Source organism: Halomonas urumqiensis, from assembly GCF_003028575.1.
In the GTDB taxonomy this organism is placed as follows: domain Bacteria; phylum Pseudomonadota; class Gammaproteobacteria; order Pseudomonadales; family Halomonadaceae; genus Halomonas; species Halomonas urumqiensis.
The window spans coordinates 585,315-610,715 of sequence record NZ_PYUD01000001.1 but is presented as its reverse complement, the minus strand read 5'-3'; the positions used below and the strand labels follow the sequence as shown (position 1 = coordinate 610,715).

Here is a 25,401-nt window from a genome sequence, read left to right as displayed (position 1 = left end):
GGGGGAATCTGAGGCCAGCATGATACCCCAGCCCAAGACGGCTTTCATATGAAAGGGCGTCATGCCATGTTGCAAATCCGTCAAGTCGGGCCAGGGCCGCTGTGCAACCTGCTGTTGAACTGACAGTCAGGTTCAGCGAGTTTCCACCCGCAGGTCGAGCCGTTCAGGCAACGCCAGGGGATCCTCGGTCAGGCTCTCGAAACGGCTGTTGGCTGGCAGCGTGACGTTGATCTCAAGCTCGCTGGCCTCGCCCTCGGCAAGAGCGACCAGGCCAAGCAACAGCGACTGGACCCGCGGCCCGAACATCATGCCGAAGCCATTGGCCTGGGTGCGTACCTGCTCGAGATAGGCCGCCTCGGACACCCCTTCCGTTGCCGCCCCAAGGGTGATCATGCGGCCGAACAGCCCCTCGTTGGCCAGCGTCAACCCGAGCTCGCCACCCAGCAGCGTCACGTCACTCAGCATCTCGTCACCGAACAACGCCGCGGGTTCCATGCCTTCCGGCAAGCGCATCGGCAGTTCCGCCACCAGGGCCAGGGCCAACGCCTCATGCAGGGTGATCGAGCCATCACTACTCAACACGCCCTGCGCGCCCGGACCCTGGATGTTCGTCTCCTCATGCCATGCGCTGTTGAAGGCGGCATCCATCATCAGCTCGCCACTGCCATCGGTGAGCACATTGCTGACCATGCGGAACTGGGTGCGCTCGTCCTCCGGCGCCAGCTCGATCATGCGCGCCAGGTCGAGGCGAAAATCGTCCAGCTCCATCTCGCCGCGATGCTCGGCGAGGTCGGTGGTCATGACAAGCGCGGCCAGCGAGCCCACCAGCCGGTCCGAATCTACCGCCAGCTCATTCAGGCTCAGCGATTCGAGTTCCTCGGCGCCCTCTTCGTCGAGCCCGGTCAGCCCCTCCAGGCGCAGCGAGGCAAGCGAGAACGATCCATCGCCCAGTTCATCCAGGTTCTGGCCGACACCATCCACGCCGGTGATCTCGAGCCAGCCGATGGCGTCGCGGGACAACGCCTCACCACGCAGCTTCTCGATGGTCATTCGCCCCTCGCTATTGCGCAGCGGGGTACCGGCAAACCACTCCTCGGCGGTGCGGGAAGCCAGGTCCAGCGCGATGCCATCGATGGCCAGGCTGCCAAGCGTCACCGCGTCCAGGGCATCGTGATCGCCCAACGGCAATACCGCGCTCGAAGGCTCGCCAAACACCAGCGACTCGATCTCGAGCAGCGCGAGTTCAGTCAACCCATCCTCGAGGCGCACACCCTCCACCGTCACCTCATCGGGGCTGTCATAGTCACCGCTGACCACATAACGCTCGATCAGCAAGCGTTCCCCTTCGGCGGAATCGAACACCAGCTCCTCGGCGGTGACCCGGTCGCGGATCAGCGCCTCATCGACCGAACCGATGGCAAGTGTGCCCTTGTCGGAGAACAGCGCCCGCAGATCGGCTTCCAGCCGCTCGGCATCGGCGAAGGCCGGGGTGGCCGCCACGGCAAGCCAGGCGGCGGTGGAGAGAGACAACATGAGGGGACGAGACATGCGACACCTTCCTTGTGATGAAACATCGAGATCGGGGTTTTGCACAGAGTTGTGGGCAGTCTAGCACCAGCGCCGGACGATAAGGACATGCGCCAGACAAGTGCCTGTGGCATGCCGAACATCCCGCTCACACGGGCATGAAGAGTCGGCGTTCCAGGCGCTGATTGACGTGTTCGAGCACCGCGAGCCGGGCATGACGCTTGTCATCGCAGGCTATCAGCGCCCATTCGGCGCCTTGGCAGTGGGTCTGGGTGAACATCTCGTCGATGGCTCGTTGGTAGTCATCCCAGCGTTCGCGATTTCGCCAGTCCTCATCGGTGAGCTTGTGGCGCTTGTGGGGCGTGGCGGCGCGATCCTCGAAGCGGCGTAGCTGCTCGGCCTTGTCGATGGACAGAAATATCTTGATCAGCACCGTGCCATGCTCGAGCAACTGCTGCTCGAAGTGACGAATCTCGCCGTACCCGCGTTGCCACTGCGCGGGGCTTGCCAGCGCTTCCACTCGTTCGACCAGTACCCGGCCATACCAGGAGCGGTCAAAGATCGCGATACGCCCATCCGCTGGCAGGCGGCGCCAGAAGCGCCAGGACCAGGGCTTGGCCAACTCTTCGTCGCTGGGCGCGGCGATTCGATGGACCCGGTACTGGCGGGCGTCCAGCGCCGAGGTGACCCGATGAATGCTTCCACCCTTGCCCGCGGCATCATGGCCTTCGAAGGCCATCACCACCGGGATACGCCGCCGCGATAGTTCACGGGCGTTGCGCGCCAGGCGCGCCTGGGCCTCGGCCAGCCGCTCACGATAGGTGGTCTTGGCAAGCGCTTCGAACCCATGGGTCTCGGCTGCCACCGATGGAATATTCGCGGCGGGATCGGCGCTTTCGCCATCACTGATAGATGGGGGCTCCGGCGAGGCCGACAGCCCATCCAACAGGCAGGTGGCCACACGCTTGACCTGGTGATCCGGCGTGTCGTTGCCGAGCACCTGCCAGGGCGCATGGGCGGCGTGGGTGTCACGGCGCAATGTCTTGCCGATCGCCTCGATCACCGCATGCTGACCATGTCGCTGCCACTCGGTGGCGCCAACCTGCCAGGCCAGCGCCGGGTCATGCTGCAGCTCGATCAGCCGCTTGCGCTGGGCACTGCGGCCAATATCCATCCACAGCTTGACCAGTACCACGCCTTCGGCGGCCAGCTCGGCTTCGAACTGGCGAATGCGCGCCAGCCGATCAGCGAAGGCGCCGGGCGAGAGTCGCCGCTCGGCCCGGGCGAACAGCGCATCGCCGTACCAGCCGTGGATGAAGATGCCGATACGCCCGCGTTCCGGCACGCGCCGCCAGTAGCGCCACCAGTAGGGGCGCTCCTGCTCCTCGCTGCTGGGGCCAAGCGCATGCACCTCGGTATGGCGGTTCTCCAGCCAGTGGTTGAGTTCGTTGACCACCTGCCCCTTGTGGGTCACCGCATGTCCGGTCACCAGAAGAACGACGGACCGCGACTGCTCCCGTGCCAGGCTCAACTGGGCATCGAGCAACCGGTAACGCAGCGTCGATGTCTTCATGTATGGCCTCTCCGGTGTCAGGTTTCGCCCAACAGGCCAAGGCTCGCCGCCGGCGCCTGACGCCTCAGGTCGCGTGACAGCAGGTGGCCAATCACCCCGATGGCAAGCGCCCCGCCCAGCGGCAACAGCAGCCATATCCACAGGTGCAATCGCGGCGCGAGGTCGAACCAGGCCAGGTAGATACCGGCGGTGGCAAGCTCGGCCAGCAGCGCCCCCATCAGCCCGCTGGCCAGCCCCAGGATCGCGAATTCGGCCCCCTGCACCCGCGACAACAGCCGATTGCCGGCGCCGAACACCCGCATCAGGCCGCTTTCATGGGCGCGCACCGGCCGGCTGGCGGTCAGTGCCGCATACAGCACGCTGACTCCGGCCAGCAGCACGAAGGCCAGCACCAGTTCCACGGCACGAGTCACCTGGGTGAGCAGGTCGCGCACCTGAGCCAGTATCGCATCGACATTGAGCAGCGAAACGCCCGGGAACTGGCGAACCAGCTCGCGCATGGTGTCGGACTCCCCTTCATCGAGATGGAAGGCGGTGATATAGCTGTGGCCGAACCGCTCCAGTACGCCGGGCGGGAAGATCACGTAGAAGTTGGGCCGGAAGCTGTCCCAGTCGAGGTTGCGCAGGCTTACCAGCTCGCCGACGACCTCGGCGCTGCCGATGGTAAAGGTCAGCGTATCGCCGAGCGATAGTCCAAAGCGCTCGGCCAGACCATCCTCCATGGAGATGGGCACCGGGCGGGCACCGGGTTCGGGCTCGGCGGCGACCTCGCCGTACCAGTCGCTGGTCGAACCTTCCAGATCGTCGAACCACTGCCCCGCGACCAGACGGTTGCCTTCCGGCAGGCTCTCGCGCCAGGTCAGGTTCAGTTCGCGGCGCAGGGCGTTGTCGCCCCGCGCCTCGGCTGGCACCACGTCGCGCGGCGTTTGGCCATTGATAGCGGTGATACGCCCACGCACCATCGGATAGAGCGCGCTGCGTGCATCAGCGGCGCCACTCAGCGCCTGTTCGAAGCCGTCCCGCTCACCGGGCTGAATGTTGATGGCGAAGTAGTTCGGCGTATCTTCCGGCAACTGCTGCTCCCAGGTGGTGAGCAGGTCGCCACGCACCAGGGCGATCATCGCCATGGCGAAGAAGGTCACCGAGAACGCCAGCAACTGGCCGAGGCTTGCCGTGCGTCGACGCGCCAACTGCTGGCCGCCCAGGCGCAGCGCCTGGGGAAGGCTGGCATCGTTACCGCCACCGCGCGGCAGCCGCCCGGCAAGCTTGAGCACTCCCGACAGCATCAGCGAACCCAGGCCCCACAAGAGCACCAGCATGACCAGCCCGCCAATCAGCAAACCGGCCGAGAGGACAAGGTCGCCGGAGTAGAGCCACAGCAGGCCACCGAACACCAGACTTGCCACGGCGACCACCAGCCAGGCGGAGGCCGGCAGCGGGTCGAGTTCGCGGCGCAACACCTTGAGGGCACTGACCTTCTTCAGGCGCAGCAGCGTAGGCCCGGCGAACCCCACCAGCACGGCCAACGCGGTCAGCACACCGAGCCACAGCGGCAGCCAACCGGGGGGTGGCAGTTCGATCGGCAGGAAGGTGGTCAGCAGGTACAACAGGGCCGCCTGCCCGGCAAGGCCCAGCAGCGCCCCCAGCACCGATGCCGCCAGCGCCAGCCACAGGAGTTGCAGGGCGAATAGCCGCGTCAACTCGCCCTGGGTGGCGCCGAAGCAGCGCATCAACGCGGCGGTATCCAGGTGGCGATCGACGTAGCGCCGGGTGGCCATCGCCACCGCCACGCCCGCCAGCAACACGGCAGCAAGCCCCGCCAGGCTGAGGTAACGCTCGGCGCGCTCCAGGGCATTGCCGAGCCCCGGTCGATCGCGCCGCACATCGCGCACCTCGACACCGTCACGTCGCAGCCGATCGAGCAACGGCGAGAGCTGCTCCAGTGCTTCGGGCGGACCGGCGGCCAGCAGTTCGAACTCCACCCGCGAGCCGTCCTGGACGAGGTCGGTGTCGGCGAGGTCCTGAACATTCATCATCAAGCGCGGGTTGAAACTACCAAAGCCCGCCGACTGGTCCGGTTCACGCTCGATCAGCCCTCCCACACGCAGTTCGCTGTCGCCCACCCGCACGGCATCGCCAATCTCGGCCTCGAGCAGCAGCGCCAGTCGCGGCGCCAGCCATACCTCGCCCGCCGGCGGGCCACTGGGAATCGCCTCCACGCCCTCGCCGATATCGACCCTGGCGGTGCCATAGTGAGGATAGACCTCGTCGACCACCTTTAGGCTGGCCGGCTGGAACGCATCGCCATGGCTGATCATCGAGACCATGTCGACCTGGTCGCTGATCACCATGCCCGCCGACTCGAGCGCCTCACGGATCTCGGGCGCGAAGGGGCGGCCCTGCTCCAGCACCAGGTCACCGCCCATCAATTGCCCGGCCTGGCGTGTCAGGCCACGGTCGAGCCGATCGAGGAAGAAGCCGATCATGGTGGAGGCCGCCACCGCCAGGGCCAGCGCCACGAACAATGCGCGCACGTCGGCGGCACGCAGGTCACGCACCAGGCCACGCGCGGACAGCTTCAGCAGCCGCCACGCGGAAGCCAGCGGCGATGTGCTCTCCCGCTCCGCCACAGCATTCATGCGCTCACCTCTTCGCGGGTCATTTCGGTGAGCTTGCCATCCGCCAGGCGCAGGCAGCGGTCACAGCGCCGCGCCAGGGCATGATCATGGGTGACCAGCACCAGGGTGGTACCAGCCTGCTGGTTCAGGTCGAACAGCGCATCGATGATGCGCTCGCCGGTGGCGGGGTCGAGGTTGCCGGTGGGCTCGTCGGCGAATACCAGCTCGGCGCCGGTGACGAAGGCACGGGCCAGCGCCACACGCTGTTGTTCGCCTCCGGAGAGTTGCTTGGGCAGGTGCTCTAGTCGTTCGCCAAGCCCCACCCTCGTCAACCAGTCGCGTGCACGCGCCTCGGCATCCGGCTGTGGCGAGAGCTCCAGCGGCAGCAGCACGTTCTCCAGCGCCGTCAGCGTCGGCAACAACTGGAAGTTCTGGAACACGAAGCCCACACGGCCGGCACGCAGCCGAGCGCGTCCATCCTCATCCAGCGACGAGAGTGGCTGACCGAACAGCGACAACTCACCACTGCTCGGCGCATCGAGTCCGGCCAGCAGGCCCAGCAGCGTCGATTTTCCGGCACCACTCTGGCCGAGAATCGCCACACTCTCCCCGGGGAACACCGTGAGCCTCAAGTCACTCAGAATGGTCAAACGCCTTTCGCCACTCTGCACCTGCTTGGCGAGGTGGTCGGCGTGTAGAATCGGTGTGCTGTTTGAAGACGTGCTATGTGAAGACGTGCTATTTGAAGAGTCGCTATGTGAAGACGTGCTTTGCGAACGCGTGCTTTCCGAACGAGAGGTGTAGGTCATGATGAAAGGATTCCTTGGTCGTCCGTTGATGGCCGTCGCGCCGTGCTTGCCGATGCTCTGGTTTTCGAAGCTCTGGTTTTCAAGACTGAGCCTTTCGATACTGCTCGTTGCTGCTGCTGGGGTCGCCCAGGCCGATTCGCGCCCGGTGGTGCTGGTGATGGGCGACAGCCTGAGCGCCGCCTATGGCATCGAGCAGGAACGGGGTTGGGTCAGTCTGCTGCAGACGCGCCTGGACGGAAAGGCGCAGGTGGTCAACGCCAGCATCAGCGGCGAGACCAGCAGCGGTGGCGCCAGCCGGCTTCCCGAGCTTCTCGGACAGCACGAGCCGGACATTGTTCTATTGGAACTGGGCGGCAACGATGGCCTGCGTGGCCTGCCACCTCGTCAGTTCGAGGCCAACATGGCCGGGATGATCGAGGCCAGCCATGAGGCCGGCGCCGATGTGCTGCTGCTCGGCATCGACATTCCACCGAACTATGGACAGGCCTACCGGGACGCCTTCACCTCTGTCTACACGCGGCTTGCCGACGAATTCGACCTGACGCTGGTGCCTTTCCTGCTCGAGGGCATCGCCCTGGATGACTCGCTGATGCAGTCCGATGGCATCCACCCGACAGCGTCGGCGCAGCCGATCATCCTCGACAATGTGTGGCCGGAACTTGCCACGCTGCTTGCCGATAGCGGCGTGTCGCTTGCCAAGGCTGAATAGCGATCAGTCCGGCAGTGGTCTATATTCGGATCACTCAACCAATGAGATGTGACATGCGCACGGAAACCATCAGCTACCTCAAGCAGCATGCGGCAACGCTCGATGTCGAAGAGCCGCTTGTGATCACCCAGAAAGGCAAGCCCACCTACGTGGTGGAGTCCTATGCTTCGCATGAGCGCCGGGAGCAAGCCATCGCGCTGCTCAAGTTGCTTAGCCTTGGCGAGAAGAGTCGCGCGGAGGGCAAGTCATCTACCGTCGATGCCTTCATGGAAAAAGTGAAGACACGCCACGCCGCTCGTCGGGGCGATTCGATGTGACCTCTCCTTCAAATGCTGCCTCGCGGACAACAGTCACTTTCGAGTCGACAGCAGAGCTTTCTCTGGAGGTCTGCGAAAACTTTCTCCTGGACCATCTCGATATGCCGCTGTCGAGGGTCGAACAGATTTCGCTTGATCTGGTCAGCACCGCCGCCGAGCGCCTGGCCTTGAGGCCCCAGACCTACCCCGTATGCCGTCTGGCCATGGAACTCGGCATTGGCCACTACCAAGAGCTGCTGATCGATGGCTACAGGGTGATCTACCGCCATTGGCCAGAGCAGCACGAAGTTGCCATCTACCTGTTTGCCCACCAGCGACAGGACTTCAAGGCACTGCTCTTCGAGTATCAGTTGTCCTGCTGAGAGTCGTTTTGCCGAGCCTTGGGGGCCGGGCTCTTCTGCCACTGTTGAAGGCCCAGCCCACCGAGGATCAGCAACAGTCCCACCAGCGTCGAGGGCAGTATCGGCTCGCCCACCACCAGGTACAGCAGCATCAATGACACTGGGGGCGACAGGAAGATCAGGTTGGAAACCTTCGCGGTGCGCGAGACCTTGTGCACCGCCAGTTGCCACAGCACGAAGGCGATACCCATCTCGAAGAGACCGACGTAGACCCCCGCCCCCAGCGCCGCCCAACCATGCCAGGCGATGCCGGGTCCCCACAGCATCAGCAGGGTGAGCACCGGCAAGCCGATGCTGAAGTTCTGCCACTGGGCGACCAGGGGGGGACGGTGGTCGCGGGCATTGAGCAGCCAGTAGAGCGCCCACACCAGAGTGGAGCCCATCGCCAGTACCACCCCCAGCGGGTCGGCGAAGGCCACATCCAGCACCGCGCCACGGGTGGCGATCACCCACACGCCGGAATAGGCGATCAAGCCGGCCAGCACGTCCGTGCGCGTCAATCGCTGGCCGAGAATCGGTACCGCCAGGAAGGCCATGGCCAGCGCCCAGGTGTAGTTGAGCGCCATCGCCTCCTGGCCCGGCAACCTGTCATAGGCACCGAACAGCAGCAGGTAATAGGCCACCGGGTTCATCAGCCCTGCCCAGGCAGCCGTCCGCCAGCCATGCCGCAGGGCATGCCCCATCAACCCCTGGCGGAGCACCAGCACAGCGATCAACGCCCAGGAGACCAGCGAGGCAAGCCACATCAGCTCCAATGGGGTCATGTAACCGAGCGCCACCTTGAAGGCGGTCGCCACCGTCGACCATAACGCCACCGCGCCAAGGCCAAACAGCATTGCCCGGCGGTCGTCCTGCTGCATCGCGCCCCCCACCACGCTCATCGGTCGATATGCCCCAGGTCACGCGTGGGGTCCAGCCGGTCGCGCACCTTCTGCTTGAGCGTCTTGCTGTCCGGGAAGCCGCCATCGCGCTTGCGCTCCCAGATCGACTCGTCGTCCTGGAAAATCTCGAAATACCCACCATGGGACGGCGCCAGGGCCACCTCTTCGAGCTCCTCACCGAACGTCGAGAGCAGCTCCTGGGCCAGCCAGGCACTGCGCAGCAGCCATTGGCACTGGGTACAGTAGTGAATGCGAATACGTGACACGCGGCCCTCCGCTGGCAACAATGGGGATCAATGCGCGTGATCCAGACGCTGCCCCATCATATCAGCCAAGGAGCCTAGATGGCCGACTCCGAGATCAGCCAGTCCCGACTGTTCGAGTGGTTGACCGGCGATGAAGACAGCCGGATGTGCCGGGACATCCCCGAGGAGGCCTGCACCGAGCAGCCGCGCAATTTCTTCCTGCACCTGTTCGCCGCGCTGGGCAACAAGCTTGCCGATGAGCTCTCCAGCGCCCGGCTGGTGCTGCCGTGGCTGCTCGGGGTGATCGGCGCACCGACGTGGATGGTCGGGCTGCTGGTGCCAATCCGCGAGTCCGGCTCACTGCTGCCGCAGCTGTTCGTGGCGGGGTTCATTCGAGGCAAACCCGAGCGCAAGTGGGTTTGGGTGGCCGGCGGAGCCCTGCAGGCCATCGCCGCCGCGCTGCTCGCCGTGCTTGCATTGTTCGGCTCGGGGAGCCTCGGCGGCGCCCTGGTGCTGCTGGTGCTGGTGGGGCTATCGCTTGCACGAGGACTCTCCTCGATCGCCACCAAGGACGTGATGGGCAAGACCATCGCCAAAACGCGCCGCGGCACCCTGATGGGCTGGAGCGGCAGCGTGGCGGGTGCGGCCACCCTGGCCGCCGGTGCGGTGCTGATGCTGTTCGATGAGCGCCCAGGGGAGTTGGCGCTGGCCGTGCTGCTTGGCGTGGCGGCGCTTGGCTGGGCAGGCAACGCACTGTGCGCTGCGCGCATCGCCGAAACCCCGGGCGCCGTCGAAGGCGGCGAGGATGCCTGGGACAGCATCAAGCTGGGCATGCACCTGCTGCGCACCGACCGTGACTTCCTGCATTTCAATGTCTCACGCGCACTGCTGATGGCCAGCGCCCTGGCGCTACCCTACGTTGCCCTGCTCGGTCAGCAGCAGAGTGGCGCGGAACTAGGCGGCCTGGGGGTGCTGATCATCGTCTCCGGGCTTGCAGGCCTGGTGGCAAGCCCGGTATGGGGCAAGCGCGCCGACGCCTCGAGCCGCCGGGTGATGCGCGATGCGGGCCTCGGGGCCGCCGCCTGCTGCCTGCTGGGTGCGGCCTGCGCCTGGCTGCCGCCCACCGTCAGCGAGACCGTGTGGCCATACGCCCTGGTCTATGCACTGCTGGTTATCGTGCATGCCGGCGTGCGGCTCGGCCGCAAGACCTATATCGTCGACATGGCGGGTAGCGACAAGCGGGCGCTCTACGTTGCACTGTCCAACACACTGACCGGCGGCCTGATGCTTGCACTTGGCTTGCTGATCGGTGGCCTCGCGCAGTGGCTTGGGACCACGGCACTGTTGGTGGCACTGGCCATCATGGCGTTGGCGGCGGCAGCCAGCGCCAGCCGGCTTCCGGAAGTCGAGTGAGACCGTATGCGTTGAAATCCCGCGCCCGGCTGGCCATGATGTAATGCAAGTCACGACAATCGACTCCGGTCATCGCCAAGGTTTGCGATCCGGACAGGCTCCTCGACAGGAACCCCTTGCATGAAACGATCTCCGCTGATCAGTCCCGAACTACTCGAACGTATCGTCGATGCCTCGGAGGACGGCATCGTGGTAGCCGAGCAGGAAGGCGACGAGAACATCCTCATCTACGTCAACAAGGGCTTCGAGCGCCTTACCGGCTACAGCGCCGACGAGATCCTCTACCAGGATTGCCGCTTCCTGCAGAACGACGATCGTGACCAGGAGGGTCTGACCGCCATCCGTCTGGCCTTGAGGGAAGGGCGTCCCTGCCGCACGGTGCTGCGTAATTACCACAAGGATGGCACGCTGTTCTACAACGAACTGTCGATCACCCCTGTGCATGACGAGGACGACAACCTCACTTACTACATCGGCGTGCAGAAGGATGTCACCGAACGCGTCGAAGCCCAGATGGAACTCGAACGGCTCAAGGCGCAACACGGCCTGGAGTGATCCCCTCCCTCGCTGCCGACGCTTCCCGGCGCAGGCACCTACCACCCAAAAACATTCCAGCAGGGCTTGCACAAGCCACGCCATGGGGATATATAGCCAGCAGGCAATCTGGGTTGCCTGCTGGGGCTTCGGGTTCCGCACACATCAGGTCATTGCGAGCGGACGAGAAGCGATCGTGTGATACGTCGATGCCACCCGTTTCGACGTCAGGCCATGGGAGTGTTTCGCATGGGCAGTGAACACCTTGTCGATACCCTCGACGACGAGAATGACTTCGCCGAGGCCGTCAATGACGACCACTACGGCCGCTCGCGCCCGTCCAGTCGCGCCGATACACTGCGTGCCCGCCGGCGTGTCGAGGCGTTGCTAGAAGAACGCCGCCTGCGTCGTGCCATCGAGGATGACTGGGCCATCGACGAAGAAGAAGAATAGCGCCACCCGACGGTAATGGCGTTGTCCCTGCCGGGACAGCGCTGGCCTTTCGTGGCAGTGGCCACTATCATCGGTGCCCACTGCAAACCTCCAACCGATGAGTTCCCATGGCGCAATACGTCTACACCATGAACCGGGTGGGCAAGGTCGTGCCCCCCAAGAAGCAGATCCTCAAGGATATTTCACTCTCCTTCTTCCCCGGCGCCAAGATTGGCGTGCTGGGCCTGAACGGTGCGGGTAAATCGACCCTGCTGCGCATCATGGCCGGCGTGGATACCGAGTTCGAGGGTGAAGCACGCCCGATGCCTGGCATCAACGTCGGGTACCTGCCCCAGGAACCGCAGCTCGACGACGACAAGAATGTCCGCGAGACGGTCGAGGAAGCACTTGGCGAGATCAAGGCCGCCCAGGAAAAGCTCGACGCCGTGTATGCCGCCTACGCCGAGCCCGATGCCGACTTCGACACCCTGGCAAGCGAGCAGGCGAGACTCGAGAACATCATCGAGGCAGCCGATGCCCACAATCTCGAGCGCAAGCTGGAAGTGGCCGCCGAAGCCCTTCGGCTGCCGCCCTGGGAAGCCCGTGTAGGCAATCTCTCCGGCGGCGAACGGCGCCGTGTGGCACTGTGCCGCCTGTTGCTGGCTAGCCCCGACATGCTGCTGCTCGACGAGCCCACCAACCACCTGGATGCCGAATCCGTGGCCTGGCTCGAACGCTTCCTGCACGACTACTCAGGCACCGTGGTGGCTATCACCCACGACCGCTACTTCCTCGACAACGTGGCCGGCTGGATTCTCGAGCTCGACCGCGGCCAGGGCATCCCCTTCGAGGGCAACTACTCCAACTGGCTCGAGGCCAAGGAGCAGCGCCTGGCCCAGGAAGCCAAGCAGGAAGCCTCCCGCCAGAAGGCGATCAAGCAGGAACTGGAGTGGGTGCGCTCGAACGCCAAGGGCCGCCAGGCCAAGAGCAAGGCGCGCCTCAACCGCTTCGAGGAGATGCAGTCAGGCGATTTCCAGAAGCGCAACGAAACCAACGAGATCTACATTCCGCCCGGCCCGCGCCTCGGCGACAAGGTCATCGAGTTTCATGGCGTGTCCAAGGCCTTCGATGACAAGCTGCTCTACGAGGATCTCTCGTTCAGCGTGCCCAAGGGCGCCATCGTCGGCATCGTCGGTGGCAACGGGGCAGGCAAGTCGACGCTGTTCAAGCTGGTCAAGGGCGTCGAGCAGCCCGACAACGGCGACGTCGTGGTTGGCGACACCGTCGATATCGCCTATGTCGAGCAGCTGCGCGACGGCCTGGACAACAAGCAGACCGTCTGGGAAGCGGTGTCCGATGGCCAGGACATCCTCAACATCAACGGCTACGAAGTCTCGTCGCGCGCCTACGTCGGCCGCTTCAACTTCAAGGGCAACGACCAGCAGAAGCGTCTTTCCGATCTTTCCGGTGGTGAGCGCGGGCGCCTGCAACTGGCCCAGACCCTCAAGCAGGGCGCCAACGTGCTGCTGCTCGATGAGCCGTCGAACGACCTGGATATCGAGACCCTGCGAGCCCTCGAGGAAGCGCTGCTGGCGTTCCCGGGGTGCGCGATGATCATCTCCCACGACCGCTGGTTCCTCGACCGTGTCGCCACCCATATTCTCGCCTTCGAGGGCGAGTCCAAGGTGGTGTTCTTCGAGGGCAACTACCAGGAGTACGAGGAGGACCACAAGAAGCGCGTCGGCAACGACACGCCGCATCGCATGAAGTACAAGCGCATCGACGCCTGAGCATCACGCTTCACCACGGCGAATGACCGCCGCTCCACGATCGCCCCGCCCACGCGGGGCGATCGCATATCTGGGCGTCAGCGGCGTCAGCCTGGTTGACGCTCGAGCGCCAGCTTGACGCCGAAGGTCACCAGCACCGCACCGGTCAGCCCGTTGAGCCAACGCGCGAAGCGGCGGCTCGCCAGCAGGCGGCCCGCACCGCCGACCATCGCCGCGATGGCGATCTGCCAGATGTTGGCGATCACGAAATGCACGCCGGCCAGAAACAGCGACTTGAACAGCGCCGGGTCACCCGGGGCGATGAATTGCGGCAGGAAGGCCATGTAGAAGATCACCGTCTTGGGGTTGAGCACGTTGGAGAGAAACCCCTCGCGCAGCGGCAGCCAGAACGGTACGGCCCGGGGGGCCCCGCTCACCCCGGCCACCGGCAACCCCTGGCCACGCCTCGAGGCCAGCAGGCTGTTGACCCCAAGCCAGATCAGGTAACCCGCCCCGGCCAGCTTGAGCAGGCCGAATGCCCAGGCGGACTGCAGCAGGATCAACGAGATGCCCAGCGCCGAGACGGCGGCGTGCACGAACAGTCCACTGCAGATCGCAAGGCTGGTCAGCAGCCCATCCCGAACCCCGCCACGCGCGGTGTTGCGAATCACCAGCAGGGTGTCCACCCCGGGGCTCATGGTCAGCAGCGTGATGGCCACCAGGAACGGCCAGAATTGCGCATCGATCAACATTATTTGCCACATCCCTAGCGTGTACGTTGCATCCGGGCCGAGGCTTGCCGGCCGGAGTGTTTCCAACTACAGTGATCTTGCGGTTGGTGGTCAAGCCATCCAGGTGCGTCGGTTGACGTCATCAAGGTGGTATTGCACCATCCGTAGCGTTGGTAGCAAGTATTAAGTCGTCCGTTGTACTTCGATTTCTTCGATACACCCTGTGCGCACTTCTTCCTTGTCTTGCCACGCACTTGGGGATCACGGTACTTCATCGTGTTCCCGGCACGATCATTACAGTATGTTAAGGAAATCGACAATGGCAACTGGCACTGTCAAGTGGTTCAACGATACCAAGGGCTACGGCTTCATCTCTCCGGACGACGGCGGCGATGATCTGTTCGCTCACTTCTCCGAGATTCAGGCTGACGGCTTCAAGACCCTGCAAGATGGCCAGAAGGTCTCCTTCGAGGTCACTCAGGGCAAGAAAGGCCTTCAGGCCTCCAACATCCGCGTCGCTGACTGATTCAGCCGTGGAGCCGTGCCAGCTTCGCTGGCACGGCATGCAACGAGAAGGCCCACCTTGCAGGTGGGCCTTTTTCATTGCTTCCTTTTCATTGCTTCCAGGGCCATTTCCCCCGGTTTCATTCCTCTGGCGCTTGCTCGCCCCCCTCTTGCTCGCCCCCCTCTTGCTCGGCCCCCTCTAGCACTCGCTCATCCTGGTTCATCTCATCTTGCTCGAATTCCATGGGCTCGCCCATCTCCATTGGCTCAAACTCATTCACTTCCTGCTCCATGGACTCGAACTGCTCTTCCAGTCGCCGCTGGGCTTCCTCGAAACGACGCTCCTGCTCTTCGATGATCGCGTCGACCTCGCTGCTGCCGGGTCCACCGCCTTCGTCCAGGCTCGAGTCGATGTCCATCTGCGATTCGAAGCCCTCGCCCTCGTCTTCCATGGGCTCCGGCACGAAGGATTCGCTCTCGGCTTCTTCGAACTGCTCCTCGATACGCTGGCTGGCCTCCTCGAAACGTTGCTCGGTCTGCTCGATGATCGCATCGACCTCTTCAGGGGTTGTTTCACCGGGAAGTGCGGTTTGCTCATCGAGAGTATCGGTCGGTGACTCGCCCAGGGTGTCGGCCTCGACATCCTGGGTCTCGTCGATCTCAAGCTCACCTTCGGCATCGCTCGTAGCGGTATCTCCCTGGCCTGTGGTGTCGGACTCAGTGTCAGCTTCCGCGTCAGGAGCGTCGTCACTCTCCACGGGGCTCGCTTCGTCACTGGCGACGCCATCGCCTCCGGTGCTCTCCGATTCCTGCTCCGCCGGCGCCTCGCTGGTGCTGGCCGGCGCGTCTTCGGCCTCGGTGCCGGTTGATTCGTCACCGTTGCCACACGCCGCTAGCGTGAGCGCCATGGCCAGTGCCAGCGACGCCGTTGTCCAAGGTGTCCTTGCCATCCACTCAACTCCTGTTGGTAGCCCCTTACGGGAAAGGAACCTATTGCAACAGAGCCCACCTTCACTCGCAAGGTAGGCCACACGCCTTCAGGTGGCGAACAACTGCCCTTCGATATCACGGAATGCCTTGAACTCAATGGCATTATTGCTTGGGTCGCGGAAGAACATGGTGGCCTGCTCACCGGGCTCGCCACGAAAGCGAATATAGGGTTCGATATCGAACGTCACACCAGCGGCGGTCAGGCGATCGACCAGCGCCTCCCAGGTCGCCATCTCGAGCACCACCCCGAAGTGCGGTACTGGCACGCCATGGCCATCCACGGGGTTACGGTGGTCGGCAACACCCTGCTCGCCAAGCGAGGGGTTCAGGTGACAGACGAACTGGTGGCCAAAGAAATTGAAATCGACCCAGCTGTCGCTGGAGCGACCCTCCGAACAGCCCAGCAGCTCGCCATAGAAACGACGCGCCTCTGCCAGGTCACGGACCTGCACGGCCAGATGGAAGGGAGTCAACATGGCATGTCTCCTGATGGTGGGAAGCTTCGTAGTCATCATCATGACGCCATCGCCTGCCGCTTGCCAGCTCGGGAAATCCTGCATAAATCGACGAGCGGTGTGAAGCACAAGGCGCACGGAGCACAGGAACCGGAGCCTATGGGGTATAGGTGAGGATTCCGCGCACCGCGCAACGCAGTGATTTTCCCGCGCAGGCATTTGTGCAGTGTTTTCCTAGGCCGCGCCCAACGGCAATGGCCACCCAAGTGACCAGGCTACGCTGCGCAGCAGTTCGGCCTCTTCGGGCACGATTCGCCCATCGCGCTCGACACAGCACACCATGGCGGCCAGCAAGGCGCCACGCTGGCCATCGGCCAACTGAACCAGCCGACCGATGGCCCAGTCGAGGTGCTCGATGCTGGGCGGCTGGTGAACGAAGTCCAGCGGCACGCCAAGCACCTCGGCGACTTGCTCGAGCGCTGCGCGCGCCTCGACGACATCGTCCTGGCCAGCCAGCGCCAAGGTCGACAGCAACAGCGACAGTGGGCCGGCGAGATCGCCAAGCGTGCGATGGCGATTTCCCCGACGCTGGCCCTCGATACCGACAATCACCAGGCGGTGAAGCGACCACTGCAACGGGCCGGGCGAGGTCTCGGCGGCCATCAGCGCCGCCAGGCAGGCACGTAAGCGTGCGAACTGTGCCACCGAGAGCTGGCGCAGCACCGGTTGGGCCAGTTCGATCAACGGCAGCCGGTCGCCTGGGGTCAACCCGGCCAATGGCTCGTCCAGCCGCTCCAGCTCGCTGAGCACGTCGGGTAGCGCCTGCTCGATCAGCACCGCGCGCTGCGCCTCGCGCGTCGTCGGGTCGACGCCCATCAGAATGCCGTAGACCAGCGCTCGCGCGGCGGAAGGCTGGTGGGCCGCCTCGATCAAGCGGGGATCGATCCCTGCCAGGCGTTGCCGCGCCCGCTCCAGGTCAGTGCTGTCGGGGTTGCCGACATTCGCCACCACCTGGCTCGCAAGCGCCGCTCCGCTCGGTGCATCCCCGATGGGCTGAGCCGACGACACCGGTGTGGGTGACGCCTGCACTGAATCGGTGGTTGGCGAGGCCGTCATGGCGGGGACTTCGCTTGCGAAGCGTTGCCGCCCCTGCAACTGCGGCGGTGGCGCAAAGGGTTCCGGCAAACTGCCATCCCAGCCCGGCAGCACGCGGCGAATCCTGGCCTCGAGTGGCGGGTGGGTGGCGGTCAGCCGGCTGAAGCGCACACCGCTACCAAAATACAGGTGGCTGAATTCGGCGGCATTGCTCGCCTGCAGCCGCGACCCCAGCCGATAGGCTGCCAGCGTCTTCAATGCACCGCCGATGCCTTCCGGGTTACGGGTGTATTGCACGGCGCTGGCATCGGCGAGGAACTCACGCTGCCGGCTGACCGCCGCCTTGATCACGTTGCCGCACAAGGTACCGGCATAACCCGCCGCCATCAGCCCGATGCCGGCGCCTACAAGGGCGAGCTGAGCCCCACCGCCGCGCCGGGACGAGCGCCCTCGCCTGCCAAGCGACGCGCCTCGCAGCAGCATGCGCCCCACCAGGCCGATCACCAGAATGCCGTGCAACAAGGCAACGAGACGCAGGTTGAGACGCATGTCGCCATGCAGGATGTGACTGAATTCATGGGCGATCACGCCCTGCAATTGATCACGGTCGAGCAGCTCGATGGCCCCGCGGGTGATGCCGATGGCGGCATCGTTGGCCTCGTGTCCCGCCGCAAACGCGTTGACCGCGGCATCTTCGAGCACGTAGACCACCGGTACCGGCATGCCCGAGGCGATCGCCATTTCCTCGACGATATTGAGCAGGCGACGCTCGTTGTCGTCACGGGTATCCAGATTGAGCGGCCGGCCACCCAGGGCTTCAGCGACCACCGAGCCGCCGGCACGCAGCTGCAGGTGGCGTGTCACGCTTGCCACGCCCACCACCAGCACCACCGCGATGGCGACGCCCGCCAGCAGCCGTGGGTCCAACGCTCTGGGCAGCGGGTTTCCCGCCCCCATCTGGCCATCCAGCAGTACTACCGCCACGGCCACGACCAACACCGTGGCCGCCACCAGTGCGGCCACGGCGACGACGAGCAGCACCACCAATCGCCCTGAGAGCCTGCGGGCACGGTCCTGGGCCGTGAAAAAATCCATGATGGCGGCTCAGAAATTGACGCGGGGAGCGGCCTGTATCTCGGCGCTGTCCTCGAACTCCAGCAGCGCCGCATCCTGCTTGTGACCCAGGGACGCCGCCAACACCACCGGGGGGAAGCTCTGCTTGTAGGTGTTGTACTGCATCACGGCATCATTGAACGCCTGCCTTGCGAACGCCACGCGATTCTCGGTGCTGGTCAGGGTTTCGCTGAGTTGCTGCATGTTTTCTGAGGCCTTGAGGTCCGGGTAGGCCTCCATCACCACGTTGAGCCGCCCCAATGCCGCGCCCAGTGCTCCTTCGGCACCGGCAAGCTCGGCCATGGCACCCGGCTCGCCAGGCTGCGATGACGCCTTCGCAAGCCCCGCCATGGCGCCGTTACGCGCCTCGGTTACAGCCTCGAGGGTACCGCGCTCATGGGCCATGTAGGCGCGTGCCGTCTCGACCAGATTGGGGATCAGGTCATAGCGACGCTTGAGCTGCACCTCGATCTGCGAGAAGGCGTTCTGGTAACGGTTCTTCAAGGCCACCAGCCGGTTGTAGATGGCCACGCCGTAGACTAGCAACAGGGCCACTATCGCCAGCAGGATGATCGTCGACAGCTCCATGCATCGTTCCCCTTTTCGATTCGGCTCGCCACATCCCTTGGCCGGTACCGCTCCCGGCGCAGTATCGGTGCCTGGCCATTGGTCGTTGTGATCCAGTGTAGTGCCAATGTCGTCTGATCTCTTTACACTCTATCCCGTGCCTCGCTGATGGAACAGGGATAGTCGATGATCGATGCTGCCTTTCTGCTGGCCGCTTTCCTGGGTGGCCTTGCCGCCATTGCCGTAAGACTCCCCCCACTGGTGGGCTTTCTGGCTGGCGGCTTCGTGCTCAATGGACTGGGCTACGACCAGACCCCACTACTCGAACTCGTCGCAAATGTCGGGGTGACGCTGCTGCTGTTCACCATTGGCTTGAAACTTGATGTGCGCACGCTGTTGCGCCGGGATGTATGGGGTAGCGCCTCTCTGCACATGGCCGGCTCCAGCCTGATGTTCATGGGCCTGCTGGCGTTGCTCAAGTGGGCCGGCATCGGCTTGCTGGGCACCACCGGCTGGCAGACCCTGCTGCTGCTCGGCTTCGCGCTGTCGTTCTCCAGCACTGTGTTCGTGATCAAGGTGCTGGAGAAGCGCAGCGAGACGCAGACCGCCTATGGCCGACTGGCGATCGGTGTACTGATCATGCAGGACATCTTCGCGGTGGTGTTCATTACCGCGTCGAGTGGCGAGCTGCCAAGCCCCTGGGCCCTGGGGCTGGTGCTGTTGATTCCGCTGGCTCCGGCGCTACGCCACCTGCTCGACCGCATGGGGCACGGCGAAATGCAGATGCTGTTCGGCATGCTGCTGGCGCTGGTGCTCGGCTATGCGTTATTCGATGCGGTTGGTGTGAAGGGCGACCTGGGCGCGCTGATCATCGGGCTGCTGCTGGCGCCCCACCCCGCCGCCCAGGCCCTGGCAAGATCGATGTTCAACCTCAAGGAGCTACTGCTGGTGGGCTTCTTCCTGAGCATCGGCCTGACCGCCATGCCGACCTGGGACTTGGTGGGGGCCGCGGTCGTGCTGGTGGTGGTACTGCCTCTCAAGAGCCTGCTCTACCAACTGGTGTTCATGCGCTTTCCAATGCGCCACCGGACCTCGCTGCTCGCCACCCTGGGGCTGACCAATTACTCGGAATTCGGCCTCATCGTCGGCACCATCGCGGTGGCCAGCGGCTGGCTGAGCGAGCAGTGGCTGGTGGTGATCTCACTGGCCGTGGCGATCAGCTTCGCGGTCTCGGCGATTCTCAACGCGGCAAGCGAAAACCTGTACCGCTGGCTGGAGGCCAGGTTGCCCGAACGTGACCCCGGCAAGCTTGCCCCGAGCGACCGGCCCATCGAAGTGGGCGACGCCCAGGCCGTGGTGCTTGGCATGGGCCGTATCGGCCGCAGCGTCTACCGCCGCTTGCACAAGGAGTACGGGCTCAGGGTGCTGGGCATCGACAGCAATCCGCAGAGCGTCAAGCGGCTGGATGCGCTGGGGTTCAATATTCTCGAGGGGGACGCGGTGGATTCCGACTTCTGGGACAAGTTGCTGATGTCCACCAGCGTCGAGCTGGTGGTGCTGGCCATGCCGCACCATGCGGGCAACCTGTTCGCCCTCAAGCAGCTACGCTCCCGGGAGTTCCAGGGACGCATCACCGCCGTGGTCGAATTTCCCGAGGAGATCGAGCCGATTCGCGCACTGGGTGCCAACGCCGTCTTTCACGTCTATGACGAGGCGGGACGCGCACTGGCCGACAGTGCCGCCGAGGAAGCCGGCATTCCATCGCTCTCCGGGCAGTTCGGCTGAGCTCGCGGTTCTCGCGCTCGGCGGCGCATTGACACCGGCGTGGCGATGCGTCATGCCTTCTTTTCCCTACTACCGAGATCAGATCACCCCATGGAAGATTTCTTTACCTGGATCGGCACCACGCTTGGCGAGATCATTCGCTTTATCGTCGATCTTCTGACCGGCTTCTTCGGCAACATCGGCAATTCGGCACGTGGCTTCCTGGACGGCCTGTCGAGCTCGCTTGGCATCTCGCCGTCGTTTCTCAATCTGATCGTGCTGATCATCGGGCTGTGGATGTTGTGGAAGGCTGTCAGCGCGCTGATGCGCCGCGCGATCTTCGCCACCTTGATTTGGGCGGTGCTGGGGCTCATGGTGCTGAGCTGGCTAATCAACTGATTGGGCGGAGGCTTTGCTGCTGCGCTCGGGCTCTTAATACGAGCAGCTGGCCGCCGGCGGTGCCGGAGCGCCGGTCCGATCGGAATCCTCATGTAGCAAGCTACACTCCGGTTCCTGCGCTCCGGCGGCGACCAGCCTCTCATCGCTCGCGACGCAAACCACTCTCGCCCAATGGCCAGGCCCTATGCCAGGGCCTTTTCCACCACTTCGAAGACGTTGGGAGAGAGCTCTTCGGCGCGGATACGCTCGAGCTCGGCCTTCATCAAGTCCTGGCGTGTCTCGTCGAAGCGCGCCCAGCGAGTCAGCGGTGTAATCAGCCGTGCAGCGATCTCCGGATTCAAACGGTTGAGCTCGATCACCACATCGGCCAGCAGCCGGTAGCCCGCGCCGTCCAGGCGATGGAAGTTGACCCGGTTCTGGCCAGCGAAGGTACCAATCAGCGCGCGCACCTTGTTGGGGTTCTTCAGCGAGAACGCCGGGTGCTTCATCAAGAACGCCACGCGATCCAGCACGTCCGGCTGCGGCCGGGTGACCTGGATGGCGAACCACTGATCCATCACCAGCGGATCATGGGCCCACTTTTCTCCAAACGCCTTGAGCGCGGGCTCGGCGATGTCGTCGCGCGAGCTGTGGGTCAGAAGCGTCAGCGCATGGCGCACATCGGTCATGTTGTGGTCGGCCGCAAACTGCTTGCGGGCCAGTTCGATGGCGTCCTCGTCCTCGATGGCCATGAGATAGGAGAGCGCCACGTTCTTCAGCCCACGCGCGGCGATCTGGTCGGGGTCGGGCGCATAGGGTGCATCCGAGTCATTGGCCTTATAGAGCCGCAGGAAGTCATCGCGCAGCGCCGTGGCAAGGCGCTGCTTGACGAAGTTCCGCGCGGCGTGGATGGCGTCGACATCGACCAGCGGCTGCTGTTCTGCAATGTAGGCTTCGCTTGGCAGGGTCAGCATCTCGGCGAGTACCGCACGATCATCGATCTCGGCATTGAGCAGGTGGCGGAACGCCTCGACGACACGCGTATCCATGACCTTCTCGACGCCGTTGCGGTGGGCGGCGATCAGGTCGTCCAGCGCCAGCATCGCCAGGCGCTGCCCGGCATCCCAGCGGTTGAAGCCGTCGGAGTCATTGGCCAACAGGAACGCCAGGTCCTCGCGGCCATAGGGGAAGCGCAGCTTCACCGGTGCCGAAAAGCCGCGCAGCAATGACGGCACCGGTGCCTCGGAGACATCGGTGAAGACGAACTCCTGCTCCTCCTCGCGCAGGTGGATCACCGTATCGCTGCCAAGCGACTCGCCATCCAGTGTCAGCGGCAGGTCACGGCCGGACTTGGTGCCCACAAGGCCCAGGCGCACCGGAATATGCAGCGCCTGCTTGTCATACTGCCCGGGCGTGGCGGGCGTGCGCTGACGCAGAATCAGCCGGTAATCGCCATTGGCGTAGTCGTATTCGCCGTGAGCGTCGATTTCCGGCGTGCCGGCCTGGGAATACCAGAGCATGAACTGCGAGAGATCGATGCCCGAGGCTTCCTGCATGCAGGCCACGAAATCCTCGATGGTCACTGCCTGCCCATCGAAACGCTCGAAATACAGATCCGAGCCCCGCCGGAACGCCTCGGGCCCCACCAGGTTGCTGAGCATACGCACCACTTCCGCGCCCTTTTCATAAATGGTCAGGGTGTAGAAATTGCCGATCTCGATGTAGTGGTCCGGGCGGATGGGGTGAGCGGTGGGGCCGGCATCCTCGGCGAACTGCGCGGTACGGAAGAACGACACGTCCTCGATCCGCTTGACCGGCGCCGAGTTGGTGTCGGCGCTGAAGCACTGGTCACGGAAAACCGTGAAGCCCTCCTTCAGCGATAGCTGGAACCAGTCACGGCAGGTGACGCGGTTGCCCGACCAGTTGTGGAAGTACTCGTGGGCGACAATGCTTTCGACCCGCTGGAAGGCGACGTCGGTCGCGGTGTGCGGATGGGTCAGCACCGCCGCCGAGTTGAAGATGTTGAGCCCCTTGTTCTCCATCGCGCCCATGTTGAAATCATTGACCGCCACGATCATGAACAGATCGAGGTCATATTCGCGGCCGTAGGCGTGTTCGTCCCAGCGCATGGCACGCTTCAACGAGGCCATGGCGTGGTCGGTCTTGCCGAGGTTCTCCTCCTCGACCCAGATCTGCAGGGTGACCTCACGGCCGCTGGCCGTGGTGAAGCGATCCTCGACCTTCTCCAGATCCCCCGCCACCAACGCGAACAGATAGCTGGGCTTGGGGTGCGGGTCATCCCAGGTGACGAAATGCCGCCCCTCAGGGAGCGAGCCGCGCTCCACCGGGTTACCGTTGGCGAGCAGCACAGGCTCAGTGGTTGCGCTGCCGATCACCGTGGTGGAGAAGGTCGCCATCACATCCGGGCGATCCGGGTAGAAGGTGATGCGCCTGAAGCCTTCGGCCTCGCATTGGGTGCAAAACATGCCGCTGGACTGATACAGCCCCGACAGGGCGGTATTGCTGGCCGGGGAGATTTCCACTTCGGTGTCGAGCAGGAAAGTCTGGGGCACACTCTCGATGATCAGGCGCTCGGCATCGACCGAGTATTCGTCTTCTCCCAGTGGCTGGCCATCAATGGCGATCGAGATCAGCGTCAGCCGCTCACCATCAAGCTCGAGCGCCGCCCCGTTCTTTGCCTGCGGGTGTCGCTCCATGTGCAGCCGCGCCTTGACGCGGGTAGCCTTGGCATCGAGATCGAAGGTCAGTTCGGTGTGGGTCACACGGTAGGCGGGCGGCCGGTAATCGCTGAGATAGGTCGGCTTGGGGTCAGACATTCGGTGTGGCTCCTGTCGGTAATTACCCCCATTGTACGGCTGTGCCGCATCAGACCTCAAAGCACCAATGCACAGACTTTCCTACCCACAAGCCGTCCCGCGAGCAAAGCCGTCTCGCCGCGCTCAGCGACGGATCATGCCATTGGCGACGCTGGGCTCCGGACGCGTGACGATCCACCAGGCCAATAGCGCGAGCCCCGCCATCAGCGAGAGCTTCAACCACCAGAGCCCCACCGTGACCCCCAGCACCACCACCGACAGCGCAAGCATCGACACCGCCAGCCACTTGGCGTGGCGCGGAATCGCGCGCTCACACTCCCAGGCCACTACCGCCGGGCCGAACCGTGGATGCTCACGAATCCAGGTGGCAAAGCGCGGCGACCCCTTCGAGGCGGCCCACACCGCAAGCAACATGAAGCAGGTGGTAGGCATCAGCGGCAGGAACATGCCAATCACGCCCAGTGCAAAGCTCACCCAGGCAATGGCGATAAAGACGAGACGTTTGAGTGATGACATCCAGCATCCCTTGCGCTGTCGTTACCACCATTGAAGCGCAAGCAAGCCCTGGGAGCCAATCATGATCGGCTATGGTAACGCCAACGCGTCGCTATCACGGTTCCCCCTTGGGGAAGGCGGGTAGGCGGGTAGGCGCTCAGTCGCGGAAATTGTCGAATTGCAACGGCAATTCGGGGCCACCCTCACCGCGCAGCAGGGCCATCACGGCCTGCAGGTCGTCACGTTTCTTGCCGTTCACGCGCACCTTGTCGCCCTGAATCTGGGCTTGCACCTTGAGCTTGGTGTCCTTGATGCGCTTGACGATATCCTTGGCCTCCTTCTGGTCCAGGCCCTGCTTGAGAATCACCTCCTGGCGAGCCCGCACACCGGAGAGCACAGGGTCCTGGACATCCATGCAACGGGCGTCGATGCCGCGTGCGATCAACTTGCCACGCAGCACGTCGAGCATCTGCTTGAGCTGGAAATCGACCTCGGCTTCAAGCGCCACGGTCTCGCCATTGAGCTCGAAGCTGGCGGTGACGCCCTTGAAGTCGAAACGCGACTGGATCTCGCGATTGGCCTGGTCGACGGCGTTGCTCGCCTCGTGGCTGTCGAACTCGGAAACGATATCGAAGGTAGGCATGGCGGTGTCCTGGTGAGTCGTGAGTCGTGAGTCGTGAGTCGTGAGTCGTGAGTCGTGATTCTATCAATCCACTTGCTCGGGCGCTGGCACGTCGAGCGTCTTGGTCATACGCCAGGCGGCGCAGCCATCCTCGTAGTAATCGTCGAGCCAGCCGTCGAGACGAAAGCCCATCCGCCGATACAACCCCAGCGCCACGCGGTTATCGGCCCGCACTTCGAGCGTCATCTCGGTGCATTCGCGTGTCTGTGCAGCGTGCTCGAGTGCCTCCAGCAAGCGCCGACCAAGCCCGGTGCCGCGCGCGCCTGGATGCACACAGAAGGAATACAGCCGGGCACGCCTGCTGGCATGGCGATAGAGCAAGGTGCCATATCCCAGCAATTGCTTGCCATCATCCTCGGTGGACCGCTCGGCCACCCAGGTCGTGGCATGGGCTCGATTGAGTAAATGCCAGAGCTGGCGACGATTGAAACGGTCCCCCTCGAAGGCGACCTGCTCTAGCCGGTACATCGCACCGAGGTCATGGCTGCTGGCCTGGCGCAGTGTCGTGGTCATCTTCTTTCTCCGGAGCCTGATCATGAAATCATTTCACTGCCCGAGCGGC

The 25,401-nt window shown here is 64.0% G+C and carries 25 protein-coding genes; 10 read left to right on the top strand and 15 right to left on the bottom strand.

Annotation, left to right across the window (positions count from 1 at the left end; genetic code table 11):
* Nucleotides 1-132: 132 nt before the first annotated feature.
* The 4 genes from C6V82_RS02615 to C6V82_RS02600 all read right to left on the bottom strand — a co-directional run bounded on the left by C6V82_RS02615 (nucleotide 133) and on the right by C6V82_RS02600 (nucleotide 6,527).
* Nucleotides 133-1,548, bottom strand: coding sequence for a hypothetical protein (locus C6V82_RS02615; RefSeq protein ID WP_102589329.1), 1,416 nt, complete (start codon nucleotides 1,546-1,548; stop codon nucleotides 133-135).
* A 127-nt stretch (nucleotides 1,549-1,675) separates the two neighbouring features.
* A complete protein-coding gene (locus C6V82_RS02610) occupies nucleotides 1,676-3,100 on the bottom strand; it encodes a polyphosphate:AMP phosphotransferase (protein WP_102589328.1) in 1,425 nt (474 codons plus the stop codon).
* Nucleotides 3,101-3,117: 17 nt separating this feature from the next.
* Complete coding sequence (locus C6V82_RS02605; protein WP_102589327.1) at nucleotides 3,118-5,739, bottom strand: ABC transporter permease; 2,622 nt, start codon at nucleotides 5,737-5,739, stop codon at nucleotides 3,118-3,120.
* Nucleotides 5,736-6,527, bottom strand: coding sequence for an ABC transporter ATP-binding protein (locus C6V82_RS02600; RefSeq protein ID WP_102589326.1), 792 nt, complete (start codon nucleotides 6,525-6,527; stop codon nucleotides 5,736-5,738). Before C6V82_RS02600 ends, C6V82_RS02605 begins: the two co-directional genes overlap by 4 nt.
* 52 nt (nucleotides 6,528-6,579) lie before the next feature.
* Here C6V82_RS02600 and C6V82_RS02595 point away from each other — a divergent pair, with 52 nt between their 5' ends.
* The 3 genes from C6V82_RS02595 (at nucleotide 6,580) to C6V82_RS02585 (ending at nucleotide 7,915) form a co-directional block, all read left to right on the top strand.
* Nucleotides 6,580-7,236: an arylesterase gene (locus C6V82_RS02595; protein WP_373297581.1), complete on the top strand. Its 657-nt coding sequence runs from the start codon at nucleotides 6,580-6,582 to the stop codon at nucleotides 7,234-7,236.
* Between the two features lie 53 nt (nucleotides 7,237-7,289).
* Nucleotides 7,290-7,553 carry a type II toxin-antitoxin system Phd/YefM family antitoxin gene (locus C6V82_RS02590; RefSeq protein ID WP_102589325.1) on the top strand — a complete coding sequence of 88 codons (264 nt, stop codon included), beginning with the start codon at nucleotides 7,290-7,292 and terminating at the stop codon, nucleotides 7,551-7,553.
* A gap of 101 nt (nucleotides 7,554-7,654) precedes the next feature.
* A complete protein-coding gene (locus C6V82_RS02585; RefSeq protein ID WP_102589324.1) occupies nucleotides 7,655-7,915 on the top strand; it encodes a type II toxin-antitoxin system RelE/ParE family toxin in 261 nt (86 codons plus the stop codon).
* Here C6V82_RS02585 and C6V82_RS02580 read toward each other — a convergent pair.
* Nucleotides 7,900-8,814 carry a DMT family transporter gene (locus C6V82_RS02580; protein WP_229843062.1) on the bottom strand — a complete coding sequence of 305 codons (915 nt, stop codon included), beginning with the start codon at nucleotides 8,812-8,814 and terminating at the stop codon, nucleotides 7,900-7,902. The genes C6V82_RS02585 and C6V82_RS02580 overlap by 16 nt on opposite strands.
* A 17-nt stretch (nucleotides 8,815-8,831) precedes the next feature.
* Entirely contained in the window at nucleotides 8,832-9,101 is a 270-nt protein-coding gene (locus C6V82_RS02575) for an Rdx family protein (RefSeq protein WP_102589323.1), read from the bottom strand.
* 78 nt (nucleotides 9,102-9,179) lie between these two features.
* Here C6V82_RS02575 and C6V82_RS02570 point away from each other — a divergent pair, with 78 nt between their 5' ends.
* The 4 genes from C6V82_RS02570 to ettA all read left to right on the top strand — a co-directional run bounded on the left by C6V82_RS02570 (nucleotide 9,180) and on the right by ettA (nucleotide 13,249).
* Nucleotides 9,180-10,493, top strand: coding sequence for an MFS transporter (locus C6V82_RS02570; protein ID WP_102589322.1), 1,314 nt, complete (start codon nucleotides 9,180-9,182; stop codon nucleotides 10,491-10,493).
* Nucleotides 10,494-10,613: 120 nt separating this feature from the next.
* Nucleotides 10,614-11,048: a PAS domain-containing protein gene (locus tag C6V82_RS02565; RefSeq protein ID WP_102589321.1), complete on the top strand. Its 435-nt coding sequence runs from the start codon at nucleotides 10,614-10,616 to the stop codon at nucleotides 11,046-11,048.
* Nucleotides 11,049-11,276: 228 nt separating this feature from the next.
* Nucleotides 11,277-11,480: a PA3496 family putative envelope integrity protein gene (locus C6V82_RS02560; RefSeq protein ID WP_180978336.1), complete on the top strand. Its 204-nt coding sequence runs from the start codon at nucleotides 11,277-11,279 to the stop codon at nucleotides 11,478-11,480.
* A 107-nt stretch (nucleotides 11,481-11,587) separates the two neighbouring features.
* Nucleotides 11,588-13,249, top strand: coding sequence for an energy-dependent translational throttle protein EttA (gene ettA / locus C6V82_RS02555; protein WP_102589319.1), 1,662 nt, complete (start codon nucleotides 11,588-11,590; stop codon nucleotides 13,247-13,249).
* Nucleotides 13,250-13,335: 86 nt separating this feature from the next.
* Here ettA and C6V82_RS02550 read toward each other — a convergent pair whose 3' ends face one another.
* Nucleotides 13,336-13,980, bottom strand: a complete 645-nt coding sequence (locus C6V82_RS02550) for a LysE family translocator (RefSeq protein WP_373297567.1) — start codon at nucleotides 13,978-13,980, stop codon at nucleotides 13,336-13,338.
* Between the two features lie 298 nt (nucleotides 13,981-14,278).
* Between C6V82_RS02550 and C6V82_RS02545 the strand changes: the two genes are divergently transcribed.
* On the top strand, nucleotides 14,279-14,485 hold the full coding sequence (locus C6V82_RS02545; RefSeq protein WP_102589317.1) for a cold-shock protein: 207 nt from the start codon (nucleotides 14,279-14,281) through the stop codon (nucleotides 14,483-14,485).
* Nucleotides 14,486-14,603: 118 nt separating this feature from the next.
* On the opposite strand, the gene C6V82_RS02540 is transcribed toward C6V82_RS02545, so the two are convergent.
* The 4 genes from C6V82_RS02540 to C6V82_RS02525 form a co-directional block, all read right to left on the bottom strand.
* Nucleotides 14,604-15,413: a hypothetical protein gene (locus tag C6V82_RS02540; RefSeq protein ID WP_146009690.1), complete on the bottom strand. Its 810-nt coding sequence runs from the start codon at nucleotides 15,411-15,413 to the stop codon at nucleotides 14,604-14,606.
* An 87-nt stretch (nucleotides 15,414-15,500) separates the two neighbouring features.
* Nucleotides 15,501-15,929, bottom strand: a complete 429-nt coding sequence (locus C6V82_RS02535) for a VOC family protein (protein WP_102589315.1) — start codon at nucleotides 15,927-15,929, stop codon at nucleotides 15,501-15,503.
* A 213-nt stretch (nucleotides 15,930-16,142) separates the two neighbouring features.
* The gene (locus tag C6V82_RS02530; RefSeq protein WP_102589314.1) at nucleotides 16,143-18,098 is read right to left on the bottom strand and encodes a M48 family metallopeptidase; all 1,956 of its coding nucleotides are present in this window, start codon (nucleotides 18,096-18,098) and stop codon (nucleotides 16,143-16,145) included.
* Between the two features lie 9 nt (nucleotides 18,099-18,107).
* A complete protein-coding gene (locus C6V82_RS02525) occupies nucleotides 18,108-18,704 on the bottom strand; it encodes a LemA family protein (protein ID WP_102589313.1) in 597 nt (198 codons plus the stop codon).
* Between the two features lie 165 nt (nucleotides 18,705-18,869).
* Between C6V82_RS02525 and C6V82_RS02520 the strand changes: the two genes are divergently transcribed.
* Together C6V82_RS02520 and C6V82_RS02515 are read left to right on the top strand one after the other, a co-directional pair.
* The gene (locus tag C6V82_RS02520) at nucleotides 18,870-20,468 is read left to right on the top strand and encodes a cation:proton antiporter family protein (RefSeq protein WP_180978335.1); all 1,599 of its coding nucleotides are present in this window, start codon (nucleotides 18,870-18,872) and stop codon (nucleotides 20,466-20,468) included.
* Nucleotides 20,469-20,558: 90 nt separating this feature from the next.
* Nucleotides 20,559-20,846 (top strand): hypothetical protein, encoded by a 288-nt coding sequence (locus C6V82_RS02515; RefSeq protein ID WP_102589312.1) that lies wholly within the window; start codon nucleotides 20,559-20,561, stop codon nucleotides 20,844-20,846.
* A gap of 182 nt (nucleotides 20,847-21,028) precedes the next feature.
* Here C6V82_RS02515 and pepN read toward each other — a convergent pair whose 3' ends face one another.
* The 4 genes from pepN to C6V82_RS02495 all read right to left on the bottom strand — a co-directional run bounded on the left by pepN (nucleotide 21,029) and on the right by C6V82_RS02495 (nucleotide 25,352).
* Complete coding sequence (pepN, locus tag C6V82_RS02510) at nucleotides 21,029-23,662, bottom strand: aminopeptidase N (RefSeq protein WP_102589311.1); 2,634 nt, start codon at nucleotides 23,660-23,662, stop codon at nucleotides 21,029-21,031.
* Nucleotides 23,663-23,785: 123 nt separating this feature from the next.
* Nucleotides 23,786-24,178, bottom strand: a complete 393-nt coding sequence (locus C6V82_RS02505; RefSeq protein ID WP_102589310.1) for a YbaN family protein — start codon at nucleotides 24,176-24,178, stop codon at nucleotides 23,786-23,788.
* 136 nt (nucleotides 24,179-24,314) lie between these two features.
* Nucleotides 24,315-24,800, bottom strand: coding sequence for a YajQ family cyclic di-GMP-binding protein (locus tag C6V82_RS02500; RefSeq protein WP_102589309.1), 486 nt, complete (start codon nucleotides 24,798-24,800; stop codon nucleotides 24,315-24,317).
* 63 nt (nucleotides 24,801-24,863) lie between these two features.
* Nucleotides 24,864-25,352, bottom strand: coding sequence for a GNAT family N-acetyltransferase (locus C6V82_RS02495; protein ID WP_102589308.1), 489 nt, complete (start codon nucleotides 25,350-25,352; stop codon nucleotides 24,864-24,866).
* Nucleotides 25,353-25,401: the final 49 nt, after the last annotated feature.